Annotated in this window: 17 protein-coding genes and 1 tRNA gene; 6 read left to right on the top strand and 12 right to left on the bottom strand. The window is 30.1% G+C overall.

The genetic code is table 11. From position 1 onward, the window contains the following. From QM495_RS10795 to truA, 3 genes are all read right to left on the bottom strand, one after another. A partial coding sequence (locus QM495_RS10795) for a Spi family protease inhibitor (RefSeq protein WP_408672118.1) occupies nt 1–644 on the bottom strand: 644 nt, incomplete at its 3' end. A 604-nt stretch (nt 645–1,248) separates the two neighbouring features. Beyond that, a complete protein-coding gene (locus QM495_RS10790) occupies nt 1,249–3,012 on the bottom strand; it encodes an ABC transporter ATP-binding protein (RefSeq protein ID WP_408672117.1) in 1,764 nt (587 codons plus the stop codon). Beyond that, nucleotides 3,005–3,796, bottom strand: coding sequence for a tRNA pseudouridine(38-40) synthase TruA (gene truA, locus QM495_RS10785; protein ID WP_408672116.1), 792 nt, complete (start codon nt 3,794–3,796; stop codon nt 3,005–3,007). Before truA ends, QM495_RS10790 begins: the two co-directional genes overlap by 8 nt. A gap of 28 nt (nt 3,797–3,824) precedes the next feature. On the opposite strand from truA, the gene QM495_RS10780 reads away from it, so the two are divergent. Beyond that, entirely contained in the window at nt 3,825–4,322 is a 498-nt protein-coding gene (locus QM495_RS10780; RefSeq protein WP_408672115.1) for a metallophosphoesterase family protein, read from the top strand. 60 nt (nt 4,323–4,382) lie between these two features. Here the strand turns inward: QM495_RS10780 and QM495_RS10775 are convergent, their stop codons facing one another. After that, nucleotides 4,383–4,817 carry a DUF4293 domain-containing protein gene (locus QM495_RS10775; protein WP_408672114.1) on the bottom strand — a complete coding sequence of 145 codons (435 nt, stop codon included), beginning with the start codon at nt 4,815–4,817 and terminating at the stop codon, nt 4,383–4,385. Between the two features lie 221 nt (nt 4,818–5,038). Here QM495_RS10775 and rho point away from each other — a divergent pair, with 221 nt between their 5' ends. Then, a complete protein-coding gene (gene rho / locus QM495_RS10770; protein WP_408672113.1) occupies nt 5,039–6,745 on the top strand; it encodes a transcription termination factor Rho in 1,707 nt (568 codons plus the stop codon). A gap of 227 nt (nt 6,746–6,972) precedes the next feature. On the opposite strand, the gene QM495_RS10765 is transcribed toward rho, so the two are convergent. The 7 genes from QM495_RS10765 to QM495_RS10735 form a co-directional block, all read right to left on the bottom strand. Continuing rightward, complete coding sequence (locus QM495_RS10765; RefSeq protein WP_408672112.1) at nt 6,973–9,135, bottom strand: peptidylprolyl isomerase; 2,163 nt, start codon at nt 9,133–9,135, stop codon at nt 6,973–6,975. 111 nt (nt 9,136–9,246) lie between these two features. Beyond that, nucleotides 9,247–10,512, bottom strand: a complete 1,266-nt coding sequence (locus QM495_RS10760) for a hemolysin family protein (RefSeq protein ID WP_408672111.1) — start codon at nt 10,510–10,512, stop codon at nt 9,247–9,249. Between the two features lie 3 nt (nt 10,513–10,515). Further along, nucleotides 10,516–10,710, bottom strand: coding sequence for a hypothetical protein (locus tag QM495_RS10755; RefSeq protein WP_408672110.1), 195 nt, complete (start codon nt 10,708–10,710; stop codon nt 10,516–10,518). Nucleotides 10,711–10,713: 3 nt separating this feature from the next. Next, the gene (lptC, locus tag QM495_RS10750; protein ID WP_408672109.1) at nt 10,714–11,274 is read right to left on the bottom strand and encodes an LPS export ABC transporter periplasmic protein LptC; all 561 of its coding nucleotides are present in this window, start codon (nt 11,272–11,274) and stop codon (nt 10,714–10,716) included. 32 nt (nt 11,275–11,306) lie between these two features. Further along, nucleotides 11,307–12,674, bottom strand: coding sequence for a tetratricopeptide repeat protein (locus tag QM495_RS10745; protein WP_408672108.1), 1,368 nt, complete (start codon nt 12,672–12,674; stop codon nt 11,307–11,309). Nucleotides 12,675–12,689: 15 nt separating this feature from the next. Continuing rightward, on the bottom strand, nt 12,690–13,976 hold the full coding sequence (locus QM495_RS10740) for a hypothetical protein (RefSeq protein WP_408672107.1): 1,287 nt from the start codon (nt 13,974–13,976) through the stop codon (nt 12,690–12,692). Next, nucleotides 13,973–14,701, bottom strand: a complete 729-nt coding sequence (locus QM495_RS10735) for a type III pantothenate kinase (RefSeq protein ID WP_408672106.1) — start codon at nt 14,699–14,701, stop codon at nt 13,973–13,975. The genes QM495_RS10740 and QM495_RS10735 overlap by 4 nt, the downstream gene beginning before the upstream one ends. Nucleotides 14,702–14,798: 97 nt before the next feature. Between QM495_RS10735 and QM495_RS10730 the strand changes: the two genes are divergently transcribed. After that, a tRNA-Phe gene (locus QM495_RS10730) sits at nt 14,799–14,871 on the top strand. A gap of 254 nt (nt 14,872–15,125) precedes the next feature. Here QM495_RS10730 and nagB read toward each other — a convergent pair. After that, nucleotides 15,126–17,063 (bottom strand): glucosamine-6-phosphate deaminase, encoded by a 1,938-nt coding sequence (gene nagB, locus QM495_RS10725; RefSeq protein ID WP_408672105.1) that lies wholly within the window; start codon nt 17,061–17,063, stop codon nt 15,126–15,128. 244 nt (nt 17,064–17,307) lie between these two features. Here nagB and QM495_RS10720 point away from each other — a divergent pair, with 244 nt between their 5' ends. The 3 genes from QM495_RS10720 (at nt 17,308) to QM495_RS10710 (ending at nt 22,562) form a co-directional block, all read left to right on the top strand. After that, the gene (locus QM495_RS10720) at nt 17,308–18,057 is read left to right on the top strand and encodes a DeoR/GlpR family DNA-binding transcription regulator (RefSeq protein ID WP_408672104.1); all 750 of its coding nucleotides are present in this window, start codon (nt 17,308–17,310) and stop codon (nt 18,055–18,057) included. Between the two features lie 139 nt (nt 18,058–18,196). Then, entirely contained in the window at nt 18,197–21,190 is a 2,994-nt protein-coding gene (locus QM495_RS10715) for a SusC/RagA family TonB-linked outer membrane protein (RefSeq protein WP_408672103.1), read from the top strand. A gap of 25 nt (nt 21,191–21,215) precedes the next feature. Beyond that, entirely contained in the window at nt 21,216–22,562 is a 1,347-nt protein-coding gene (locus tag QM495_RS10710) for a RagB/SusD family nutrient uptake outer membrane protein (RefSeq protein ID WP_408672102.1), read from the top strand. Nucleotides 22,563–22,757 lie beyond the last annotated feature (195 nt).

The following is a 22,757-nucleotide window of genomic DNA, read 5'->3' as shown; positions in this document are numbered from 1 at the left end:
GTTTGCATTAAAGGACCAACTTGTTCATTTACCGTATAGCTATATATCTTATCTGAACTTGAGTCGTCACCACTTCCTCCTTCACCATTATTATCTGGATTAGTATCTCCATCATCAGGTAATGGCATTACGGCGTCCCATTGTTGCTCAACTTCTTCTATAGGTTCTCGTGCTTCTAAAATATCATTGAAAACAATATTTTCGGCTATCCAACTTTTAAGACCATCAGGAGAATTTTCATTAAATTCAAAAGTTCCAGTTTCTGAATGGGCAACAATTGGAACGTTTTTAGTGTTTGAAGACACTAATACAAACCCGTAAGGCTCAATATTTACAGAATAAATAGCAATTTGATTATTGAAATCTTTGATAGTCTCAGTTGATTGAACTTTAGCCGATTGAGCAATAGTTGATTTGTTATTGCTATTTTTCAAGTAATTCCTCGAATTATATGTTTTATTATAAAAATTTAGAGCCACTTCTTTTGCAACATCTTCTGTTATTTCAATTCCACTTGAAATTTGATTTTCAGGAATGATTGCAGATGGCTGTTCATAGATTCCTTCATTACTGCATGAGTTTAAAGTAAATGTTATTACTCCTAAAAGTAATAGTAGTCCATTAAGCAATTTATTTTTTTTCATAATTTTGTATTATTTTTTATATTAATTGTGCTTATTTTATTTGCGTATTGTGTTCTTAAAATTTTACAAACAGCGTTTTTTTTACTTTTATCCTGCTTAGCAACTATACTTCTGTAAATACGAATGAGATTCCTGCCCCTGCCTGCCGTAGGCTGGTTTGCTTTAACTCCGCTCAGCAACCACACAGAAATAACTTTTAATACTAAAAAAAGGGAAATTATAGCAATTATTTAATTTTCATATAAGCAATTTACAGGTTAGGGATTATAATCTTTTCTTAAGTTAAATTTATAAAATAAAATAAAAACTTGGCGAAATTTTATTGCCTTTTTATGCTGTTTTTTAAAGGTTTACGGTTTTACCACACTAAAGTGAGGATAATCCTTACTTTTAAAATGTTTTGTAGTTAATTGTTTAATATTTCTTCAGAACCGTTGTACATTAATAAGATGATTTTTTTAAAAAACACAGTCATTCCTGCTAAGGCAGAAGTCTATTGAAAGTTCGTGTTGGATTCCTGCCTTCGAAGGAATGACAATATTGCTTTAAAGTCCTCTTTTTTAGTTATGTCGAACTCACGTTATACTACTTCAAAAAACAATAATTAAGCAACCTCACTTACAAATTGCATATTATAAAGTGTTTTATAGTAACCGTCTTTACTTAATAATTCTACATGTGAACCTTGCTCAACAATTTCACCTTTATCCATTACAATTATCCTATCGGCTTTTTTAACGGTAGTTAATCTATGTGCAATAATTATGGAAGTTTGGTGCTTTGTTATTTTATCTGTAGCATTTTGAATTAGTTTTTCTGAATATGAATCTATTGACGATGTAGCTTCGTCTAAAATTAACACACTTGGATTACTAACATAAGCACGTAAAAAAGCTATTAATTGTCGCTGCCCCGAAGATAACATAGCTCCTCTTTCTTTTACATTATAATAATAGTTACCTGGTAAGCTCATAATAAACTCATGAATTCCTATTTCTTTAGCCGCATTTTTTACCTCATCTAAAGTAATTTCAGCATTACTTAAAATTATATTATTAAAAATTGAATCAGAAAACAAAAATACATCTTGTAAAACAACAGCTATTTGATTTCTTAATGAAGATAGCGTATACTTATTAACGTTATAATTATCAACACATATTTCTCCATTATTAATTTCATAAAAACGATTTACCAGATTTATAATAGTAGATTTTCCAGCTCCTGTAGCACCAACAATTGCAACGGTTTCACCAGCTTTAACAGTAAACGAAATTCCTTTTAAAACCTCTTCTCCTTCAATATAACTAAAGTGTACATTTTTAAAAGAAATGTCTCCTTTAAAGTGAGTTGCTTCAATTTTTCCTGTTTTATCAATTTGACTATGTGTATCTAACACTTCAAAAACTCGGTCGCCCGCAACCATTCCCATTTGAAGCGTATTAAATTTATCTGCAATTTGACGCAAGGGTCTAAACAACATTTGAGACATCATAATAAATGCTATAATTTGTCCTGCATTTGTACCTCCCAAATTTACAATATCTAAACCTCCATACCAAACCAATAAACCAACGGCTATTGACGATAAAATTTCAGCAATAGGAAAGAAAATTGAGTAATACCAAACTGTTTTTATATGTGCATTTTTATGTTTTTCATTAATTTTTACGAAATTTTCATATTCAATTTTTTCTCTATTAAACAGTTGAACAATATTCATTCCTGTCACTCGCTCTTGTACAAATCCGTTTAAATTTGCCACTTGAGTTCTAACTTCTTGAAAAGCCGATTTTATGGCTATTTGAAATACTTTTGTAGCATAAATTAATATTGGAAGTATTATAAAAGCTATTAAAGCTAATTTCCAATTCATCCACAACATTACAATTGCAACTATTAACATTTTTAGCAAATCACTTACTATCATAAATAAACCTTGCCCAAAAAATTGAGCTATAGTTTCAGTATCAGAAACTAATCTAGTTACTAATTTACCTACAGATGAGTTATCAAAATAAGCCATTTTAAATTGCAACATATGCTTTTGCAATTTCACTCTAATATCTTTTATAATGTGTTGGCCTAACCAATTTACTTTATAAATAAAAATAAATTGCATAAAAACTTCAGCTAACAAAAAAACAATCATTAATAATGAATAGTTTAAAAGCCCAACTTTATCTTTATTTTCAAAATAAGTGTTTACAATTTCTTGTAACAGAATAGGTTTTGCTATTGCTACTAATGATAATAAAATAGCCGATATTATGCCCACAAAAAACTGATTACGATATTTTGTAGCAAAACTCATTAGACGCTTAAATATTTTTGCGTCAAAAGCTTTTCCTGAAACCTTTTTACTCATGTATAAAAATTGTTTTTGAATAAGTAACCTGTGTTAAAAACAACCCTTTAGCAGGAGCTGAAGTACCAGCATTACACCTATTTTTACTTTCAATTATTTGTTTAAATTCTTCTAGTGAAATTTTTTCTGTACCTACATCTAATAAAGTTCCTACAATTGCTCTTACCATATTTCTTAAAAATCGATCAGCTGTTACATAAAATGTAAGTATTCTATCTGTTTGAATCCATTCTGCTCTTCTAACGTCACAATTGTAAGTATTAACATTAGAATTAGTTCTAGAAAAACACTTAAAGTTAGTGTAAGTTAGCAAAATTTCAGACGCCTCATTCATTTTAACAACATTTAACTTTTTGTTATTAAGTTGCCAAGTTGTATCCAATAAAAATGGGTTTCTACCTAAAAAAATACGATATTCATAACTTCTATTAGTTGCATCAAAACGTGCATGAGCATCATCTGTAACTTTAGAAATATTTTCGATAACTATATCATTTGGCAAAATTGAATTCAACTTATAAATAATAGCACTTGTATTAATTTCATTTTCTAAATCTACATGTGCAAATAATTGTTCTGCATGCACACCAGTATCGGTTCTGCCAGCTCCAACAACCTCAATTTGCTTTCTAAAAATAGTTGAAAAAGCTTTATTTACGAATTCCTGTATACTAATTGAATCTGGTTGTACTTGCCAACCATGATAATTTGTTCCTTTATATGATAATTCAATAAAATATCTCAATTGAAATGTTATTTTTGTACGACTGCAAATATACATCATATTTGTTATTTAAGAATTTAACCTACACATGAAAAAAATAGTATTACTTTCTGATACACATAGCTATATTGATGATCAAATATTGAAATTTATTAAGCAAGCTGATGAAGTTTGGCACGCTGGTGATATTGGTTCTATTGAAGTTACCGATAGTATTAAAAAGTTGAAACCTTTACGTGCTGTTTATGGAAATATAGATAGTGCTTCCATAAGATCTGAATTTCCATTAAACAATAAGTTTACAATTGAAAAAGTTTCTGTATGGATAACTCATATTGGTGGTTATCCATACAAATACGATTTGAGAGTTAAAAATGAACTCTTAAAAAATCCACCTCAACTTTTTATTAGCGGACATTCACACATTTTAAAAGTAATGTTTGATAAAAAATTAAATTTATTGCATATGAATCCTGGAGCAGCAGGGAAACACGGTTTTCATACCGTACGTACAATGCTTCGTTTTGAAATTAATGAAGATAAAATAACCAATTTAGAAGTTATTGAATTAGAACAAAGAAAATAAAAAACCATTTCAATAAAAATTGAAATGGTTTTTCTGCACTTAATATACTAAGATAAAAGGTTATCGCAATCTATCAACAGATTTTACAAGTTCTTCATCCTTTTTAATTGCCTTATTTGCTATCACAACAAATACGATTGATAAAATTGGAATGAACAACCCAATACCCTTCTCAGAAACGTTAATTTCTCCAGATAAGTTTTGCGAAAAATATACAACTATACCTATTATAATAAAATTGGTCAAAATTGATAAACGCCCTAACACAAATTGCAATTGCCTTTTCTTAAATTGAAAAATTGTAACAAATGTTAAAATAGCAGATACAAAAAACAAAACGGCCATTACTTTTAATAATGTAATATCTGTGTTAAAGGAATCCATTACAAAAAATTTATTTCCTTGCACATCTACCCATAAATTTAATATAAAAATCAAACCTCCAGATAGTAACGTTGCAATTAATAAATAAATTGATTGTATTCTTTGAATCATACTTTTATAATAACGGGTAGCAAAAGTACGTTTTCTTTTTAAAGAATAAAAGATTAGTTATATAAAATAATTTTATATATTTGCAATATCCTTACAGTTAATCCTATAAGGAAACTACAACTGAAACGACTAATCACCACTAAAGTTCAATTCACAATAAAATTCTTTATAGAATATTCAAGATCGTATTTATACATAAATAATAATCACAAATTAACATAATGTTAGAAATTTCCCAACTAAAGGAGAAAACACTTGTAGAACTACAAGAAATAGCAAAAACTATTGGAGCAAAAAAATTCAGTCAATTAAAAAAATTAGACCTAGTTTATTTAATATTAGACATCCAAGCTGCAACTCCCTCAAAAATCACAAAAACAGTAACTCCTTCTAATAGTGAAAAACCTAAAAGAAAGAGAATTGTAAAAAAACGTAATACTACAAAAGAAAACAACGTTAGTACTCCTGAAAATACTCAGAAAGAACTAGCTTTAGATACAAAACCTGTAGTAAAAAAAGAACAGAAAAGAGAAATAAAGCCAATTAAAAGACCTGAAGTTAATAGACCAAATCCTAAACGTGAGGTTGAAAAAACTGAAACTAAACACCAAGAAGTTAAACATCAAGAAGTTAAACACCAAGAAGCTAAAACGCCCAATAAACCAAATCAAGCTAAACATCAAAATCCACCTAAGCAGACTAATCAACCTAATTCTCCTAAACAACAACTCAAACCAAGACCTCAACCAAGAGACAATAACAAAGGGCAACACACTAATAATGCTAACCGTTATAGAAATCCAGATTATGAATTTGATGGTATCATTGAAAGTGAAGGTGTCTTAGAAATGATGCCTGATGGTTATGGTTTTTTACGATCTTCCGATTACAACTACCTATCATCACCAGATGATATCTATTTATCACAATCACAAGTTAAATTATTTGGTTTAAAAACCGGAGATACTGTAAAAGGTATTGTTAGACCTCCAAAAGAAGGTGAAAAATATTTTCCACTAATACGTGTATCTAAAATAAATGGTTTAAATCCAAATATTGTAAGAGATAGAGTATCATTTGAACATTTAACACCTTTATTTCCTGACGAAAAATTTAATTTAGCTGGAAAAGGAAGTACACTTTCTACAAGAATTATGGACTTGTTTTCTCCTATAGGAAAAGGACAAAGAGGAATGATTGTTTCTCAACCAAAAACTGGTAAAACAATGTTACTTAAGGATATTGCTAATTCAATAGCATCTAACCATCCTGAAGTTTATCAAATTATTTTATTAATTGATGAAAGACCTGAAGAGGTAACTGATATGCAACGTAGTGTAAAAGGTGAAGTTGTTGCTTCAACTTTTGATGAACCTGCAGATAAACACGTAAAAGTGGCCAATATAGTTTTAGAAAAAGCAAAACGATTGGTTGAATGTGGGCACGATGTTGTTATTTTATTAGATTCTATTACTCGTTTGGCAAGAGCTTACAATACCGTAGCTCCAGCATCAGGTAAAATTTTATCGGGTGGTATTGATGCAAATGCACTTCACAAACCAAAACGTTTCTTTGGCGCTGCACGTAATATAGAAAATGGCGGTTCCCTTACAATTATTGCTACTGCTTTAACTGAAACAGGCTCAAAAATGGATGAAGTAATTTTTGAAGAATTTAAAGGAACTGGTAATATGGAACTTCAATTAGAACGTAATATTTCTAATCGAAGAATATACCCTGCAATTGACCTTGTTAAATCTAGTACTCGTAGAGATGATTTATTATTAGATCCAAAAACAGTGAAACGTATGTGGGTACTTAGAAAGTATTTAGCTGATATGAATCCGGTAGAAGCAATGGAATTTATTAAAGATAAAATTCAATATTCAACTTCAAATGAGGAATTTTTGATTTCTATGAACGGATAGTTTATAGTTAATTTACTACTACAAATCATACTTTTAAAAAGCGAGTCATTAATCTGGTTCGCTTTTTTGTATTTATCTAATTACAATTCCTGATAATTGTACTAATTAATTGAATATAGTACAATTTTAAACGTATAAATCTAAAAACTCGATCAGTTTAAATTGATCGAGTTTTTAGACTTATATAAAAGCCAGTATTACAAAATGACTTTTTTATTTATTTTATTCTAGTAAAATTTACTTCTATTATCTATTACCTCAGCAGCGTCTTGCAATGCTTGGTATAGTTGATAACTTCTACCTTTTAACATTGTTACTTTTTTATTACGGAAGGTCTCATAATTTTCTAATTCAACAGATGGCTCTCGTTTAGTAACTACTACAACAAACACACCTTTAGCACCTTCAATTTTATCAGAAACTTCATTTAATTTTAATGTTGAAATTGCACCTACAATTGCTGGTTCATTTCCTACACCTGAAAGTAAAGGGCTTGATAAAGTAACTTGAGATGTAGTTCGAATTGTAGTACTTGTATTTTTTGCAATTTCTTCTAAAGTTGCACCTTTCATTGTTTTTTTAATTAACGCTGCTTTTTTCTTATTTATTAATTCTGGACGAATATTTAATAAAATATCAGAACTAATAACTACTCCACCCTCTTCAGTCATTCCATTTACAACAACAACTGCATATCCTCTTTTTCCTGCTACATCTACATCAAAACGTTTTGAATCATTTAACTCTCTTTCGCTATTAAACGCCCATTTTACAATTTGACGTTGGTTATTTAATCCTGGAATACTTTCAGCCAACCCTTTTAAATTTACTGCAGATTTTACTTTATAGTTAGATTCTGTAGCTAAATCATCTATTTTTTTACCTTCAGATAAGTTTGAAGCCAACGTTTCAGCTTGTTCAAAAATAGTATTTTCAGTTTCTTCTGAAGCTTCAATAACTCTAGCAAAAGTTACTAATTTAACAACATCTTGATATTTAGTTTGTTCATCTATTCTAATAATATGGAAGCCAAATGCCGTTTCTACAACATCAATACTACCTGCTTTATTTTTATAAATGAAATTTGCAAAATCTTTATCAAATCCTGGAGAAAATGCTTGGTCTTTTCTTACCCAACCAATATCACCACCTTTACCTTTTGTACCATCCGTATTAATTTTATTGGCAATTTGAGTAAACTTAGCTTTGTTATGCTTAACTAATGCAAAAATGCTATCAATTGTTTTCTTAGCTTCTTCTCTAGTTCTAGTTGAAGTAGATCTTGTTGTTCCTGCATAAGGCACAATAATATGACTAGATTTTACGGAATCTGGTAATTTACGTGTTTCTATAATCTTAGAAATTTTGTAGTAACCATTATCTTTATACGCACCAACAACATCTCCAACAGAAGCTTCAAAAATAGTAGTTGAAATAGTTGCAGGAAGTTGATTTTTAAATTTATAACTATTATCTATAGCTAAATCAGATTTATTATCATTTATAAAAGCCTCATAATCTGTTGTGTTTTTCAATCCTGCAATTTTAACCGTATTTTTTGCAGCATTACTATACTCTTCTCTATCAGTAATAAAACCTTCAACTATACTTTTTACTTCAGCATCATCTTTTTCAGAAGGCACAATATCAAATTTTACATATTTTAAAGAACGTGTTGCTTCAGGCTTAAATCGTTTAGAATTTTCACTTATGTACTCTTTAATCTCTCCTTTTGAAACATAGCCTAAGCTATCTGGAATTGTTGAATATGGTACAAAAACATATTTTGCATCCATTTTTGTATTATCAAAAATATAATCTCTCTTACCTTCTTCCAAAGAAGCTCCTAAACCAACTGCTACTAACGAAGAATATGCCTGACGCTCTAAGTTTTGCTTAATGCTTTTTTCAGTTGCTAGCCAATTTGTCCAAGCTTTAGTATTTCCTGCATCGGCCTCGTCCTTCATGTTAGCAATATATTCTTTTAATTTTTCTTCGTCAAAAAGATTAATTTCATTTTTAAATAGTGGTGAGTTTTGAATTTCAGGCAATGCTACCATTGCTTCCCAAATATCTTTTTCACCAACAACAATACCAGCTTTTTCTAATTGAGATTGAAATATTTTTTCACCCAATATGCTATTCCAAACAGCATTTACTGCTTGCATTTGAGTTGCTCTACCTCCACTTTTTGATTTATAAGTTTCTACTTGTTGTGCAAATTCTTCTCTACCAATATCTTCTCCATTAACTTGACCTATAGAATTTGACTTACTTGAGTTGAAAAATTTTTGAATCGATCTTGGATTCAATACAAATGAAAAAAGCGCTAAACCTACTATTAGGATTAGGAACATTGAACGATCTCTAATTTTTGATAATATTGCCATTTTAGTTTTCTTTTATTACAGTGTGCGAAAATACAATTTAGTATTTAATTATGAAAGTGAAACACTTATAATTAAATAGGAAAAGAGTGTTATTTTTAGTTATAATTATAATTAATCTACTTTATCTAAAATTTTTACATAAACTTCTTTAATTTTAGAAGAATCTACCTTCAGCATTTTAAAATAAATATTGTTAACCTCTATCACTTCATCTTGCTTTGGTATATCTTCATTCTGATATACAATAAAACCTCCAAGTGTTTCATAAGCTTCATCTTTTTCCAAACCTAAATCGTAAGTTTCATTTAAATAATCAACTTCTAAACGTGCAGAAAATTTAAATTCTCTATCATTAATTTTATCTTCTAACAGTTTAACGGTATCATGTTCATCTATTATTTCTCCAAACAATTCTTCAACAATATCTTCAACAGTTATAATACCTGATGTACCGCCAAACTCGTCTAATACTACCGAAAGACTTTTCTTTTTTTTGATTAAAATATTTAAAACATTGTTTATCCTCATACTTTCAGGCACAAACTCTACCGGCAAAAGAATAGAACGTATTGTTTTGGGGTTTTTAAATAGTTCAAATGCGTGTGCGTACCCTAAAACATCGTCTAAAGAACCTCGATATACTAATATTTTAGAATAACCTGTTTCAATAAATAGTTCTTTTAAATTTTTAATATTTTCATTGATATCTACGGCTACAATTTCTGTGCGTGGAATCATAATTTCACGCGATTTTACATTATCAAACTCTAGTGCGTTTTGAAAAATTTGAATTTCAGAATCAACTTCTTCACTATCTTTTGCATTTTCAAGTTGTTTTGTAATATAATTACCTAGCTCTTCTTTGCTAAATTCAGTTTGCTGAATAATTTTTGAAGAATTGAAAAATATCTTTAAAAAGAAATCAGAAATTAAAGTTATAAAACTTGTAATTAAATGGAAAATTAGATAAAAGAAATAGGCAAGTGGTGCAAAAATTAGAAGTGTTTCGTTAGCATAAATTCTAAAAATGGCTTTTGGTAAAAACTCGGCAATTATTAAAATTATTAGTGTTGAGATTATTGTTTGTATTAATAGTTTGGTAAACTCATTTAACCCCGCAATTGGTAATAATTTAATTATAAGCCCACCCATAAAAAAAGTATAAATCACTAAGGAAATGTTATTACCTACAAGCATTGTGGTAATAAATTTAGAAGGTTTTGAAGTTAATTTACTTACTATTTTTGATATAAAACCTTCTTTCTTTTTTTCTAATTCAACTTGAAATTTATTTGCGGAAACATACGCAATCTCCATACCCGAAAAAAAAGCGGATAATAAAATAGAGATTAATATAACAGCAATTTGAATTTCCATTAATTAGTTGTTTCTATTTTCAAAACGTTTTCTATATCGTTTTCTAAAAAAATACATAAAAATAGCTAATACAGAGAATCCTAAAAATAGATACGATTTTTCTTTATTTCCTTCACTCCAATTAATTACAGTTTCAATAATAAATACAATTGCTATAATTAAATAACCATATTCAAATATTTTCCAAATTTTTTGCATTGTCTATTCTTTAATATTAATAACACCGCTTTGGTTTTTTACCCACCAATTTTTTAAATCTTCTGAAGCTTCAAATCCAACACCTCTAATAGTATCTGTTAATGTATAAAATGTAAATTTCTTTTCGGTAAAATAATAATGAGATTTTTGATCCCAGTATATTTGCGTTGTTTCTAATTTACTGTGTTGGGCATAATTATAAATAACAACATTATTTTTTATTTCAGAAATTTCAGTTTTAGTATAACTTTTAGCATAATCTCCCTCTACAGTTATTGAATCTCCATTTTTTTTTATTGAAGTGATTTTAACACCTTTTGGGAATTCGGAATATGGGTGCATAGTTCTATTTCCAAAATCTAACATTACCGGAGCTTTCATTTTTATATTAACCCAACCAGAATCTGTGTGTATATGATTAATATTATATGCTTCACCAATTGGTAAGTTTTTATCAGCTAAAAAATCGCGTACTTCTTTTGCATCATTAGTACATGAAAAAAGCATTGCTACTGTTAATATTGTGGCAATGCTTTTAATTTTATTTACAACTGATTTTGTCATTCAACAAATATATCAATTATACTGTTTTAAATCTAATCTTTTGATCTAACTCTAACAGTTTCTCCAATCCAACAACCAATTTTATGAACTGACCCTGCTGAAATACCTGCTACAAATAAATCTTTTTTAGAAGGTAAATTGTGAGTATATGATTTTATATATCTATTTGCTAAACGACTTATACTTGGATCTATAGATTTTGCTTTAAGTGCTTTATTTAAAGCTGCTACATATACCATTCTTTTGGAAACTACATCTGTTCCACAAGAGTTAGCGCTTGAAGCATACATTCCTGCAATTATTAAATAAGCTTTTCCCATAGTTGGTGCATTTTTTAAAGCTCTATAAGCATACGTTCTAGCTTCACTTTTTCTACCTTTTTTACTTAAAATTTGAGAGATTCTTAATAAATACCCTGCTTTTTTATAAGAGTCAGATTCTTGGTCAACAGCTTGCTTAAAATAATCCATTGCTTTATTAGTTTCACCATTTTTCATTAAAATACCTGCATAAAATACTGATGCTTGTGGTGATGGATCTGCTTTTACATAAGCTTCAACTAAGGTGTCGTAAAAAGGGTCATCTGTACATTCTTTATTAAACATTCTAGACACTGCTCTTTTTAACCAAACACCATCATTCTGTTTCTCATCAAAATATTTTTTATACAATGGAATCAAATTTTCACAAGTAGAAATTTCTGTTAATTTAGCATCTAAACTAGTTTCAACAATTGTTAAATTAATTAATATATGCTGATAAATTGTTCTGTGTTTCTTGTCTTTTTTACTTAAAGTAAGTGAATCTTTTGCATTAATTGCTTCAATTTTTTTAGAATACGCTTCACGTTTTATTTCAACTCCTTCACCTACCTCATCATAAGTGTCAAAAACTAATTGAGGATTTGTGTCTTTATTTTTCTTTAAAATAATATCAAAATATTTGTACATGTTTTTAGGAGAGACTGAAGTTGGATCCATTTTAAATGTCTTTTCAATCAATCCATACACTTCTTCTTCTGAAGCTCCTTGAGAAGCTTTAAAAGTGGCTATCTTATCATATATTTTAGCTGGGTTGTCATTTTTAAACTTATGTTCTAACCTTTGGTTATAAACTCTCATTACCAAATCTACTGCTGCTGATTTTTCACTTGCAGAAGCGTGATCTAATTTATACTCAGCTATTTTAATACCATACTTATATATGTTTACTGAAAGTGTTGGGCAATTGTCCATGCACCACATCCAATTTTCATAAGCTACATCGTACTTTTTTGCTTGATAATCCCCTTTAAATAAATTGTATTTGATATTACAATCAGCATCAGCTTGCGAAAAAACTACTGGAGCAGATGTTATAAATAATAACAGTGCTAAAATTTGTTTTGCTTTTCTCATCATCGTATTCGTTTTAATTTAAAATATTTCTACTTTTTTGAACCATTTATCGTTTAATGAAAAACTCAACCTAAAATTATAGTAGTTTTCTTCAACTAAACCATTATTTGTTTTTCCTCTTTTACCAAACTCAAATCCAAGATTCATATTTGATAATTGTTGAGTCAATGGTAATCCTACTCCAAAAGATATGCCAAAATCATCAACCGCAGTAAAATTAGCTCCATTTCCAATAGCATCAACTAATAACCCTGTTTTCTCAAATTTTAAACCTGCTCTATAAGTAACTCTTTCCCAATAATTTGAAATAGAATTGTATTTTGGGGTATAAAATCCTCCAACTGCTATTTTACTATAATTATCATACGCTATTTTAGAGTAACTATTAAAAACGCTTCCTTCTAATTCTAACGCATTTTGAAAACTATAATCTATACCTGCAAACCATTTGTTCTTTTGTCCAATACCAACTCCTAGTGTTGTTTTTAATGGAGATTTTAATTCTCCAACACTATTTGCTTTTAAAATAGTATCTCTTGGAGATTCAAAAGAACTCAATGATACTGAATATAAATACTCATTCCCTTTGGTTTCAATAGTATTACTTAAATCAAAACTTGCTCCTAAATTTAAATCTAATTTAGAAGTTAATTTAGTTTCGTATTGAAATCCTAAATTTGCAGAAAAACCTTTTACATTAGAAACAGTTTCATATTTTGTAGCTAATATATCATCTGCTGTTTGGTTAACAATACTATTTTCTATTTTACCAAAAATATAATTTCCTTGCAAACCTACACTAAGTCCTTTAAATAGTTTGTAACCAAAGTTCAAAAAAACTTTATTTGTTCCCCCTTCTCCCTCATATAGTGTTGCTTCCGTTAAAACATCTTCGGTATCAAAAATATTTGAAACTAATGAATATCCAACTGAAGAATTTGGTAACAATCCAAAAGATAAACCCGCTTTTTCACCAATTGGCACTCCTAATGCTAAGTAGGATAGATATGTAGTTGCTGCACTTTGTTTATCATTACCATCTTGTACACTGGTGTTAATATTTTCAATTGCTAGCGAGTACGTTGTAAATGACAATGAAGCTGCTGAAGCAGGGTTTGAAAAATTTAGATGGTATACATCAGTTAATGCAACGCCAATTCCACCCATGCTTAATTGCTCAACGGTATTTATATTATTTTTATCTCCAATGCCAAAAAAAGAATAAGCCGAAGTATTGTTCTTTTGAGCAAAACTACTGACTGATACAAATAGCGTTATTACTACTACTATTATTTTTTTTATCATTTATTTAAATTATAAGTCAAAATTGTGTTTAGTCCTTCCATTAAAAAAAACGGATTGGCAAATATGCTATTTTTTAATCTATTTGACAAGAAATTTGTATCTCCTCCTGTTAAAACTACTGTTAAATCTTTATTTTTTTCTTTATACTGATTAATGAAACTATCAATTTCACCTATAACACCATGAACAACTCCTGCATTTATACACGTTTCAGTAGAATTTCCAAGAAATTGAGTTGCGTATTTTGATTCTAAAAGCGGTAAATTATTTGTAAATGTATGTAAAGATTTATAGCGTATTTTAATTCCTGGTGAAATTGCACCGCCATAATAACAGCCCTCTTTATCTACAAAATCATACGTTATACAAGTTCCTGCGTCTATAATTAAAACATTTTTATTTGTAAATTTTGAAATTGCTGCAGCAACTAATGCAATTCTATCAACACCTAGCGTTTTTGGCGTTAAATACATATTTTTAAATGGCACTTTTGTTGATGAATTTAACTCAACTAAGTTAATTTTAGACTTTAATTTAGATATTTGAGATTTTTTTAGCAACCCAACTGAAGAAATTATTGCATTAGCACATTTAAATTTTTCTATAAGTTCACTTACTTCATTTACAAAATTTTCTTTGTTAATGCTTTCATTATGAATTAATTTACTATTCTTAAAAATAGCAATTTTAATTCCTGTATTACCTACATCTATTACTAAGTTCATACATATTTATTAAGGAGTTCAAAAATACAACAGATTTTTTAAAAATAGTTTTGATATGTATAAAAAATACATTTATATTTGCATCCGCTAAGGCAATGGTACCTTAGCTCAGTTGGTAGAGCAAAGGACTGAAAATCCTTGTGTCCCTGGTTCGATTCCTGGAGGTACCACAGAAACAAACTCGTAACACGCTTTTAATTAAGTAATTACGGGTTTTTTCATTTTAAAAGGGTAGTTAATTAGAGTACAAATAAAAACCGCCACAAATGAATGTAACGGTTTAAAAAATAGTAACTAGTTATTTAATTTTACAAAGCTCACTTTATTATTAAAGTATCTCTAAATACATAACCCTTTCAATTATCATATAAATAATAATTTAAAGATATAAACTTCACTTATCACAAAATATTAGTTGTAAAAATTAATAATGCCATCTAACAAAAGCTTCCATTGCTGCATAATCAGCTAAACCTAACTCTTTATATTTTTTAGCTGTTTTATTATTTCTATCTTCTGCTCTCATCCAAAACTCTCTAATATCATTTCCCTGAAACATGACACCATCTTTTTGAGATTGATGGAAAAATATAGCTTTCCTCTTTTTTAAAACTTGATCTGGACTCATTGGAACTGCCATATCTATTTCATTAATATCCCACTCTTGCCAAGCTCCTCTATATAACCACAGCCAACAATCATTCATAAATGATTTTGGTTTTAAAATTTTCAATGCTTCAAATAGTGCGTCTAAACTAACTCTATGTGTTCCATGTGGATCCGCTAAATCTCCTGCTGCATAAATTTGATGCGGCTTAATTTCTTCAATAATAGCACACATTATTTTAACATCTCCCTCTCCAAGCGGGTTCTTTTTGATACTTCCTGTTTCATAAAATGGTAGATTTAAAAAATGTACATTATCATCTGAAACTCCTAAATATCTAGTCGCTGCTAAAGATTCACACTGACGAATAATTCCTTTTAATTTTCTAACATCAAGACTATCAATTGCATTCTCTTTTTTAGATTTAATATCGTCTACTATTTTTTTCATTAAACCATTATCATTATTACACCTCATACCTTTTGTAACTTCAGCAAACTTAAGAGCTTCATGATTAGATACTGCGATGTTCCCAGATGTTTGATAAGCTATATGCACCTCATGTCCTTGCTCTACCAATCTATCAAAAGTTCCTCCCATTGATATTACATCATCATCTGGATGTGGACTGAAAATTAATACTCTTTTTATCGCAGGATTAGCTCTTTCTGGTCTTGAAGTATCATCAGCATTAGGTTTACCTCCTGGCCAACCTGTAATTGTATGCTGTACTTTATTAAACATTTTAATATTTAAATCATATGAAGATCCTTTGTCAGCTAATAAACTAGACATACCGTTATCATTATAATCTTCATCAATTAATTTTAATATTGATTTTCCTGTTTTTTGACACAACCAAATTATAGCCTTACTACTTAATTTCTCGTCCCAAACACAAGGACCAACTAACCAAGGCGTATTAATTCTTGTTAAATCTGATGCAGCTTCAACATCTAAAATAAATGTTGTATTATTATGATGTTGCAAATAAGTTGCTGGCACTTTTGAAGAAATGTCTCCCTCTATAGTTTTTTTAATTATTGAAGCTTTATTCTGCCCCCAAGCCATTAAAATTATTCTCTTAGCTTTTCTTACAGTCCTAATACCCATAGTAATGGCTTTTTTAGGAACATTATCAATACCTAAAAATGAAGGTGCTGCATCAACTTTTGTTATATAATCTAAAATGATACTCCTTGTTTCTGAATTAAAATGAGAACCCGGCTCATTAAAACCAATATGCCCGGTTCTACCAATACCTAATAGTTGTAAATCAATTCCTCCTTTTTCTTCTATTGCTTTCTCATAATCTATACAATATTGATGTAATTCATCAATAGATACAGTTCCGTCAGGTATATGAATATTTTCGGGTAATATATCAACATGATTAAATAAATGCTCATGCATAAAGTAATAATAACTTTGAATATTACCTTTAGTCATAGGGTAATATTCATCTAAATTAAAAGTGACAACATTTACAAAACTTAAGCCTTCTTCTTTATGCATTCTCACCAATTCTTCGTAAACTTTTATTGGAGACGACCCAGTTGCCAAACCCAAAATACACTGCTGATTTTTCGCTTGCTTATTAATAATTAACTCAGAAATTTCTTTAGCTACTCTAGCTGATCCCTCTTTAGAATTTAAAACTAATACATTATGTATTTTTTCAAATCTCGTTTCCTCAAACTTACCAGCTTCTTCGTATCTAATACTTTTTGAATTCTCTATTAATTTAGTTTTCATTGATATAAATTTTGAATTTAAAACAACAAAATTACAATAAAACACTTAAAATAATATATATATTTGCTGTTTTCTTCTGTTTTATGCGTTTTTAAATTATATTTGCGTCTGTTAACACTAATTCTAAGTTGGAATTCAGCTACAAAACTGCAGACATTACCTAATTAATTAGGTGAATTTTAAATTTATAATTAAAATAATTCGCATATTTGTAAATATTATTACATTAAATAAAACTTGTAATATGCTAAAAGAAGAAAGACATCACCATATACTAGATCAAGTTAAATTAAATAGAAAGGTTTTATCCTCTGACCTAAGTATTGAATTAAATGTTTCTGAAGATACCATAAGAAGAGATCTTAATGAACTTTCAGCAAAAGGCCTAATTAAAAAGGTTCATGGAGGCGCTTTACCAAAAGACACCATAGCACCTTCTTATGAAGAAAGAAGTAGCCACAACTTAAAAGAAAAAAATAGCATTGCTAAAAAAGCGGTCAACCTAATTAAAGACGGTCAAGTTATTATAATGAGTGGTAGTACCACTAATTTACAATTAGCTAAAATTATCCCTTCAGATATTAATGCAACAATATACACCTATAGTTTACCAATAGCTCTTCAATTAACAGAACACCCTTCTATAGAAATAATATTTATTGGTGGAAAATTAAATAAACCTGCACAAGTTACTGTTGGACTCGACGTAGTCTCTTCAATTTCTCAATTAAGAGCTGATTTATGCTTTATGGGAACTGGCGGTATTAATGTTAACAATGGAATGACAGAACCTAACTGGGAGGTATCTCATATTAAAAAATGCATGATTGAAGCAAGCGCCAAAGTAATAGTTTTGTGTACGAACAATAAAATTAACGAAATAAAACGATACCCTGTTACACCAATTAACAGAATAAACACCATTATAACAGACTCCAATCCAAGCGATCAAATATTTAATTCCTTTAAAGAAAAAGGGGTTACAATTCTTTAAAACACTTACATAAAATTATTTTTATGCGTTTTTATGCGTTTTTAAATGATAAAATTTGCATTTTTTTAACTATTTGTTAACATAGTATAAAAATAAATACTACATTTGAATAATATATTATTATTTTAAATCCATTTTTATGAACAAAACAAATGAAAACTTCTCTTTTATTAAGAGATTTCGATTTATGAGTAGTCTATTTGTGCTTATGATGTTGGGACTTACCTTACAAGCACAAACGACCTCCTATACATTAAAAGGTAATGTAACCGATAATATTGGTGAACCAGCTCCTGGTGTTAGTGTACAAATTAAAAACACCAATACGGGTGAAACTACCGATTTTGATGGTAATTACACTCTAACGGCTAACCTAAACGCAGGTAGTTATATTCTTATTTTTAGATCGCTAGGTTTAGTAACTAAAGAAGTGAAAATTACTTTGGGAGCTAATGCTGAAATAGTGAATGATGTTGTTATGAACTTAGATATTCTAGGGTTAGATGAAATAGTCATCACTGGTGCAGGAGCACTGACAGCAAAAAAACAATTAGGTAATACTATTTCAAGTATCAAAGGTTTGGAAATTTCTGAATCTGGATCGGTAGATATTACAGGAGGTCTTTCTGGAAAGTTGGCCGGAGTTCAAGTAACTCAAAATTCTGGTGATCCAGCAGGTGGTATTAGTGTTCGATTAAGAAGTGCCAGTACCGTTAATGGTAGTTCAGATCCTTTGTACATTATTGATGGAGTAATTGTAAATAACAATTCTACCAATGTCTTAGGCACAAGAGGTGTTACTCAAAATAGATTGTCAGATATTAGTCCACAAGACATTGATAGAATTGAAGTAATAAAAGGTGCTGCTGCTGCTGCAATTTATGGTTCTAGAGCTAGTAATGGTGTTGTGCAGATTTTCACAAAGAAAGGTCAATCTGGAGAACCAGTTATTACTGTTTCTAGTAGTGTAAATTTTAATTCTTTAAGAAAGAAACGCGACTTTAATCAAGTGCCTTTAGATTGGGCTGCTGATGGTACTACAGTACCTGCAACAAGGTATGACTATCAGGATATGGTGTTTCAAAACTCAACAGGGACAGATAACTACGTTTCTATATCTGGAGGGAAAGAAGACACCAATTATTTTGCTTCATTCTCATATTTAAAAAATGATGGTATACTTAAAAGTACAGATTATGAAAGAGAAGGTGGAAGAATTAGAATTAATCAAGTTATCAATGATTGGGCGTCAGCTTCGTTTGGTACCTATTTTTCAACAAGCAAAAGTAATGACCAACCTAATGGAGGTTATACGGCTGGTGTATTAGCAACCATACTGTTTACAAACAATACAATAGACCCAACTCCAGACGCAGATGGTAATTACCCAAACATGACGTTCTATCCAAATATTTTGGAATACATTGAAACTTTTGAATATACTCAAGAAAATAATAGAACCATTAGTGATTTTCAGCTTAGTTTAAAACCTATGGATGGGCTTAAAGTAAATTACATTCTTGGTTATGATAACTCTGAATCTATAGGAAATTCTTATATTCCAATTGGGACTAATACGAGAACGTCAGGTAGAGCAGCAACAACAACTATTAGCACAAAACAATTAAATAGTGATTTAAATGCTTCACTTAACAAGGACCTAAACGATAACATAAAATCTACAACAACAGTAGGATTTTCTTGGCAATCAGATAAAACATTATTACGTTCTATTTCAGCGCAAGGTTTGGCGTTAGGAGTTAAAACTACTGATGGGGCTGCATCAATTTCTACTGACGAAAGCAGAAGTGAAAGAACGTTCTGGGGTGGTTTTTTACAACAAACATTTGGTTTGAGTGATAAACTTTTTCTTACTGGAGCCATTAGATTAGATGGGTCTTCAGTATTTGGTAAAGATGAAAGAAATCAATTTTATCCTAAAGCAAGTATGTCCTATTTAGTTTCCGAAGAAGATTTTTGGAAAAATAGTTTTGGTAGTTCAATTAATAGCTTTAAAGTTAGAGCTGCTTGGGGTCAAGCAGGTAATCTAACGGCTATAGGACCTTTTGATCGATTATCAAACTATTCAGCTACAAGCATTGATGGATCTTCAGGTTTAATTGCTCCTACAAGATTAGGAAATGCTGATTTAAAACCTGAAAGACAAACTGAATTAGAATTTGGTATTGATATGGGATTGTTTGATAATAAGGTAGGTATAGAACTTACATATTATACGCAAGACATTGAAGATCTTTTATTAGCAAGAACATTATCTCCTTCAACTGGTTTTGGTTCAAGAGTTGAGAATATAGGGACTATGACTAATAAAGGTTTTGAAGCATTGATTACAGCAATGCCAATTCAAACAGCAGATTTTAGTTGGTCAGTTACTGGTACTTATTCTACTAATAAAAATGAAGTGAACGACATTGAAGGTGAACAATTTGGAATTGGAAATTTTGGATTTTCAGTTGCTAAAAACGGTGAGCCTTTAGGTGTTTTTTATCAAGGTTTTTATGCAAGAAACACTGATGGAAGCTTACTTTTAACTCCTGGAGGACTACCTCAAAGAGACAAAGGATCTTATGATGCAAATGGAAATCCAGTGCCTGAAAGAGATGCATCTGGTCAACCAACAGGATCATCTCTAAGTAAAGTAATAGGAGATCCAAATCCTGACTTTATAGCGTCATTAACTAATGAGATTAAATACAAGAATTTTTCTTTTAGAATGCAGTTTGATGCTGTACAAGGTGTAGATGTTTTAAGTTGGGATACACGTATGTTCTACCGTTTTGGAGGTGGACCAGCTACTGCTAGTGAGTTAAGTGGAGAGAGTGTAAGAGGAACTGGCGCTGCCAAGTTTGGTATTGCAGAGGCTTATATTGAAGATGGTTCTTATATTAAGCTTCGAGAAGTTTCAACATCCTATTTATTAAAAAACCCTTTAAAAGGTGTTAGTAGTGTTAAATTTATCATAACTGGACGTAATTTATTCTCTATAGATAATTTCTCAGGGTATGACCCAGAAGTGAATATGGATGGACAGAGCAATGGAGCTAGAGGAGGAATTATGGGACTTGTTCCAATACCAAGTGTAATTAAATTTGGTGTAATAGCTACATTTTAAGTATTAAAATATAAAATATAATAAGATGAAAAATATAAAAATATTTACAATCATAGGTGCTTTGCTTATTAGCAGTGGTTTATTCACTGCTTGCGACACCGAGTTTGAAAATCCAAATAACCCAACAGAAGATGTGGTTTTAGGAACAAAAGAAGGGCTTTTTGCATTAGCAACTGGAATTAGACAATACTATTCTGTAACAGCATTAAGACAAGTTATAGAAGCTCCAGGAATTACTACTAGAGAATTAGGAGTAACCAATACTTTTTTAAATATTAATGAATTAGCCAAAGGAGGGGCTGAATTACCTTCCGAAAGTGGGGGTATCACAAATCCCTGGGTAAATATTATCAGAGCAAAAGGAATGGCTGAATCATTAATTGACGGAGCAAATGAAGTAGATCTTTCTGCAGGTACTAGAAGTGGAGTTTTAGCGTATGGGAATCTAATTAAAGCAATGAGTTTAGGTTATCTTATTCAGATGTTTGAACAAGTACCTATTAATAATTCTGCAGATGGAGCAGCTGTATTTAGTGATAGAGCAGCTGTATTAGCTAATTGTATTTCATTGCTAGAAGAAGCTAGAGATGTGATGTCATCATCACCTGTGTCAGATGAATTTAAATCAACTGTTCTGTGGCCAGAAATGAACTTACAAAAAACAGTAAATGCTTTCCTTTCAAGATATTATTTATTGGTAGGTAATTATACAGAATCAATTTCTGCTGCAAATGCTGTATTGAACGATAGCGATCCAACTAGCTCAATGTGGGTTTACGATGCTAACAATCAAAACCCTATTTGGAATCGCACGGTAAATTCTGCCGACTTAAACCCACAAACTAACTTTGGTTTATTAGGAGCTTATGTCCCAGAAGCTGGTGATGGTCGTGTTGATTTCTACTTAGGAAACGATGCTGGTTTCGCTAATTTAGATGCTGGTGGACAAGCATTAAGTGAAATGCTAGGATTTTTTGATACTAGCACATCATCAATTCCAGTATACCTTAACGGAGAAATGCTATTAAACAAAGCAGAAGCTTATGCTAGACAAAGTCAACTAGACGATGCGGTTATTCAACTAAACTTAGTAAGACAAAAGAATAATGACCCATTAGGTGTTAATGCTAACCTTCCTGCATGGACAGGTAACGAAACTAGTCAAAGTGATATTTTGGAAGAAATCTATAAAAATAGATGTATTGAATTGTTTTTAACTGGAATGAGGTTTGAGGATAGCAAAAGATTTCACCCAAATTTTGTTGTTCCTACTTCGACAAATACAACTAACGAAAGGAATAGAAATTTTTACCCTTATCCAACTATAGAGAGAGAGAATAATCCAAATACTCCCGCTGACCCAAGTATTTAATTAAGTTTTGTTTTTCATATAATTATAAACGGGGTTTCAAAGAAATTTGTAAACCTCGTTTATTTATAGCGACTACCTAATTGAAATTTTAAATAATTTTTATATTTTGGATTATTTCCAATCTTTAAAGTTTAATTTAGAAATTATATATTTAAAATTGCACTTGACTTAAACTAAAAAATACAAATGAATTCA

The organism is Lutibacter sp. (genome assembly GCF_046055765.1).
Classification (GTDB): domain Bacteria; phylum Bacteroidota; class Bacteroidia; order Flavobacteriales; family Flavobacteriaceae; genus Lutibacter.
Note: the sequence above shows the minus strand (reverse complement) of the source record. Positions and strands in the feature narration are given on the sequence as shown.

What these genes read in the sequence shown, in the direction of transcription:
- QM495_RS10790 (WP_408672117.1), bottom strand. Translation starts at nt 3,012, where the DNA reads ATGAGTAAAAAGGTTTCAGGAAAAGCTTTTGACGCAAAAATATTTAAG.
- truA (WP_408672116.1), bottom strand. Translation starts at nt 3,796, where the DNA reads ATGATGTATATTTGCAGTCGTACAAAAATAACATTTCAATTGAGATAT.
- QM495_RS10780 (WP_408672115.1), top strand. Translation starts at nt 3,825, where the DNA reads ATGAAAAAAATAGTATTACTTTCTGATACACATAGCTATATTGATGAT.
- QM495_RS10775 (WP_408672114.1), bottom strand. Translation starts at nt 4,817, where the DNA reads ATGATTCAAAGAATACAATCAATTTATTTATTAATTGCAACGTTACTA.
- rho (WP_408672113.1), top strand. Translation starts at nt 5,039, where the DNA reads ATGTTAGAAATTTCCCAACTAAAGGAGAAAACACTTGTAGAACTACAA.
- QM495_RS10765 (WP_408672112.1), bottom strand. Translation starts at nt 9,135, where the DNA reads ATGGCAATATTATCAAAAATTAGAGATCGTTCAATGTTCCTAATCCTA.
- QM495_RS10760 (WP_408672111.1), bottom strand. Translation starts at nt 10,512, where the DNA reads ATGGAAATTCAAATTGCTGTTATATTAATCTCTATTTTATTATCCGCT.
- QM495_RS10755 (WP_408672110.1), bottom strand. Translation starts at nt 10,710, where the DNA reads ATGCAAAAAATTTGGAAAATATTTGAATATGGTTATTTAATTATAGCA.
- lptC (WP_408672109.1), bottom strand. Translation starts at nt 11,274, where the DNA reads ATGACAAAATCAGTTGTAAATAAAATTAAAAGCATTGCCACAATATTA.
- QM495_RS10745 (WP_408672108.1), bottom strand. Translation starts at nt 12,674, where the DNA reads ATGATGAGAAAAGCAAAACAAATTTTAGCACTGTTATTATTTATAACA.
- QM495_RS10740 (WP_408672107.1), bottom strand. Translation starts at nt 13,976, where the DNA reads ATGATAAAAAAAATAATAGTAGTAGTAATAACGCTATTTGTATCAGTC.
- QM495_RS10735 (WP_408672106.1), bottom strand. Translation starts at nt 14,701, where the DNA reads ATGAACTTAGTAATAGATGTAGGTAATACAGGAATTAAAATTGCTATT.
- nagB (WP_408672105.1), bottom strand. Translation starts at nt 17,063, where the DNA reads ATGAAAACTAAATTAATAGAGAATTCAAAAAGTATTAGATACGAAGAA.
- QM495_RS10720 (WP_408672104.1), top strand. Translation starts at nt 17,308, where the DNA reads ATGCTAAAAGAAGAAAGACATCACCATATACTAGATCAAGTTAAATTA.
- QM495_RS10715 (WP_408672103.1), top strand. Translation starts at nt 18,197, where the DNA reads ATGAACAAAACAAATGAAAACTTCTCTTTTATTAAGAGATTTCGATTT.
- QM495_RS10710 (WP_408672102.1), top strand. Translation starts at nt 21,216, where the DNA reads ATGAAAAATATAAAAATATTTACAATCATAGGTGCTTTGCTTATTAGC.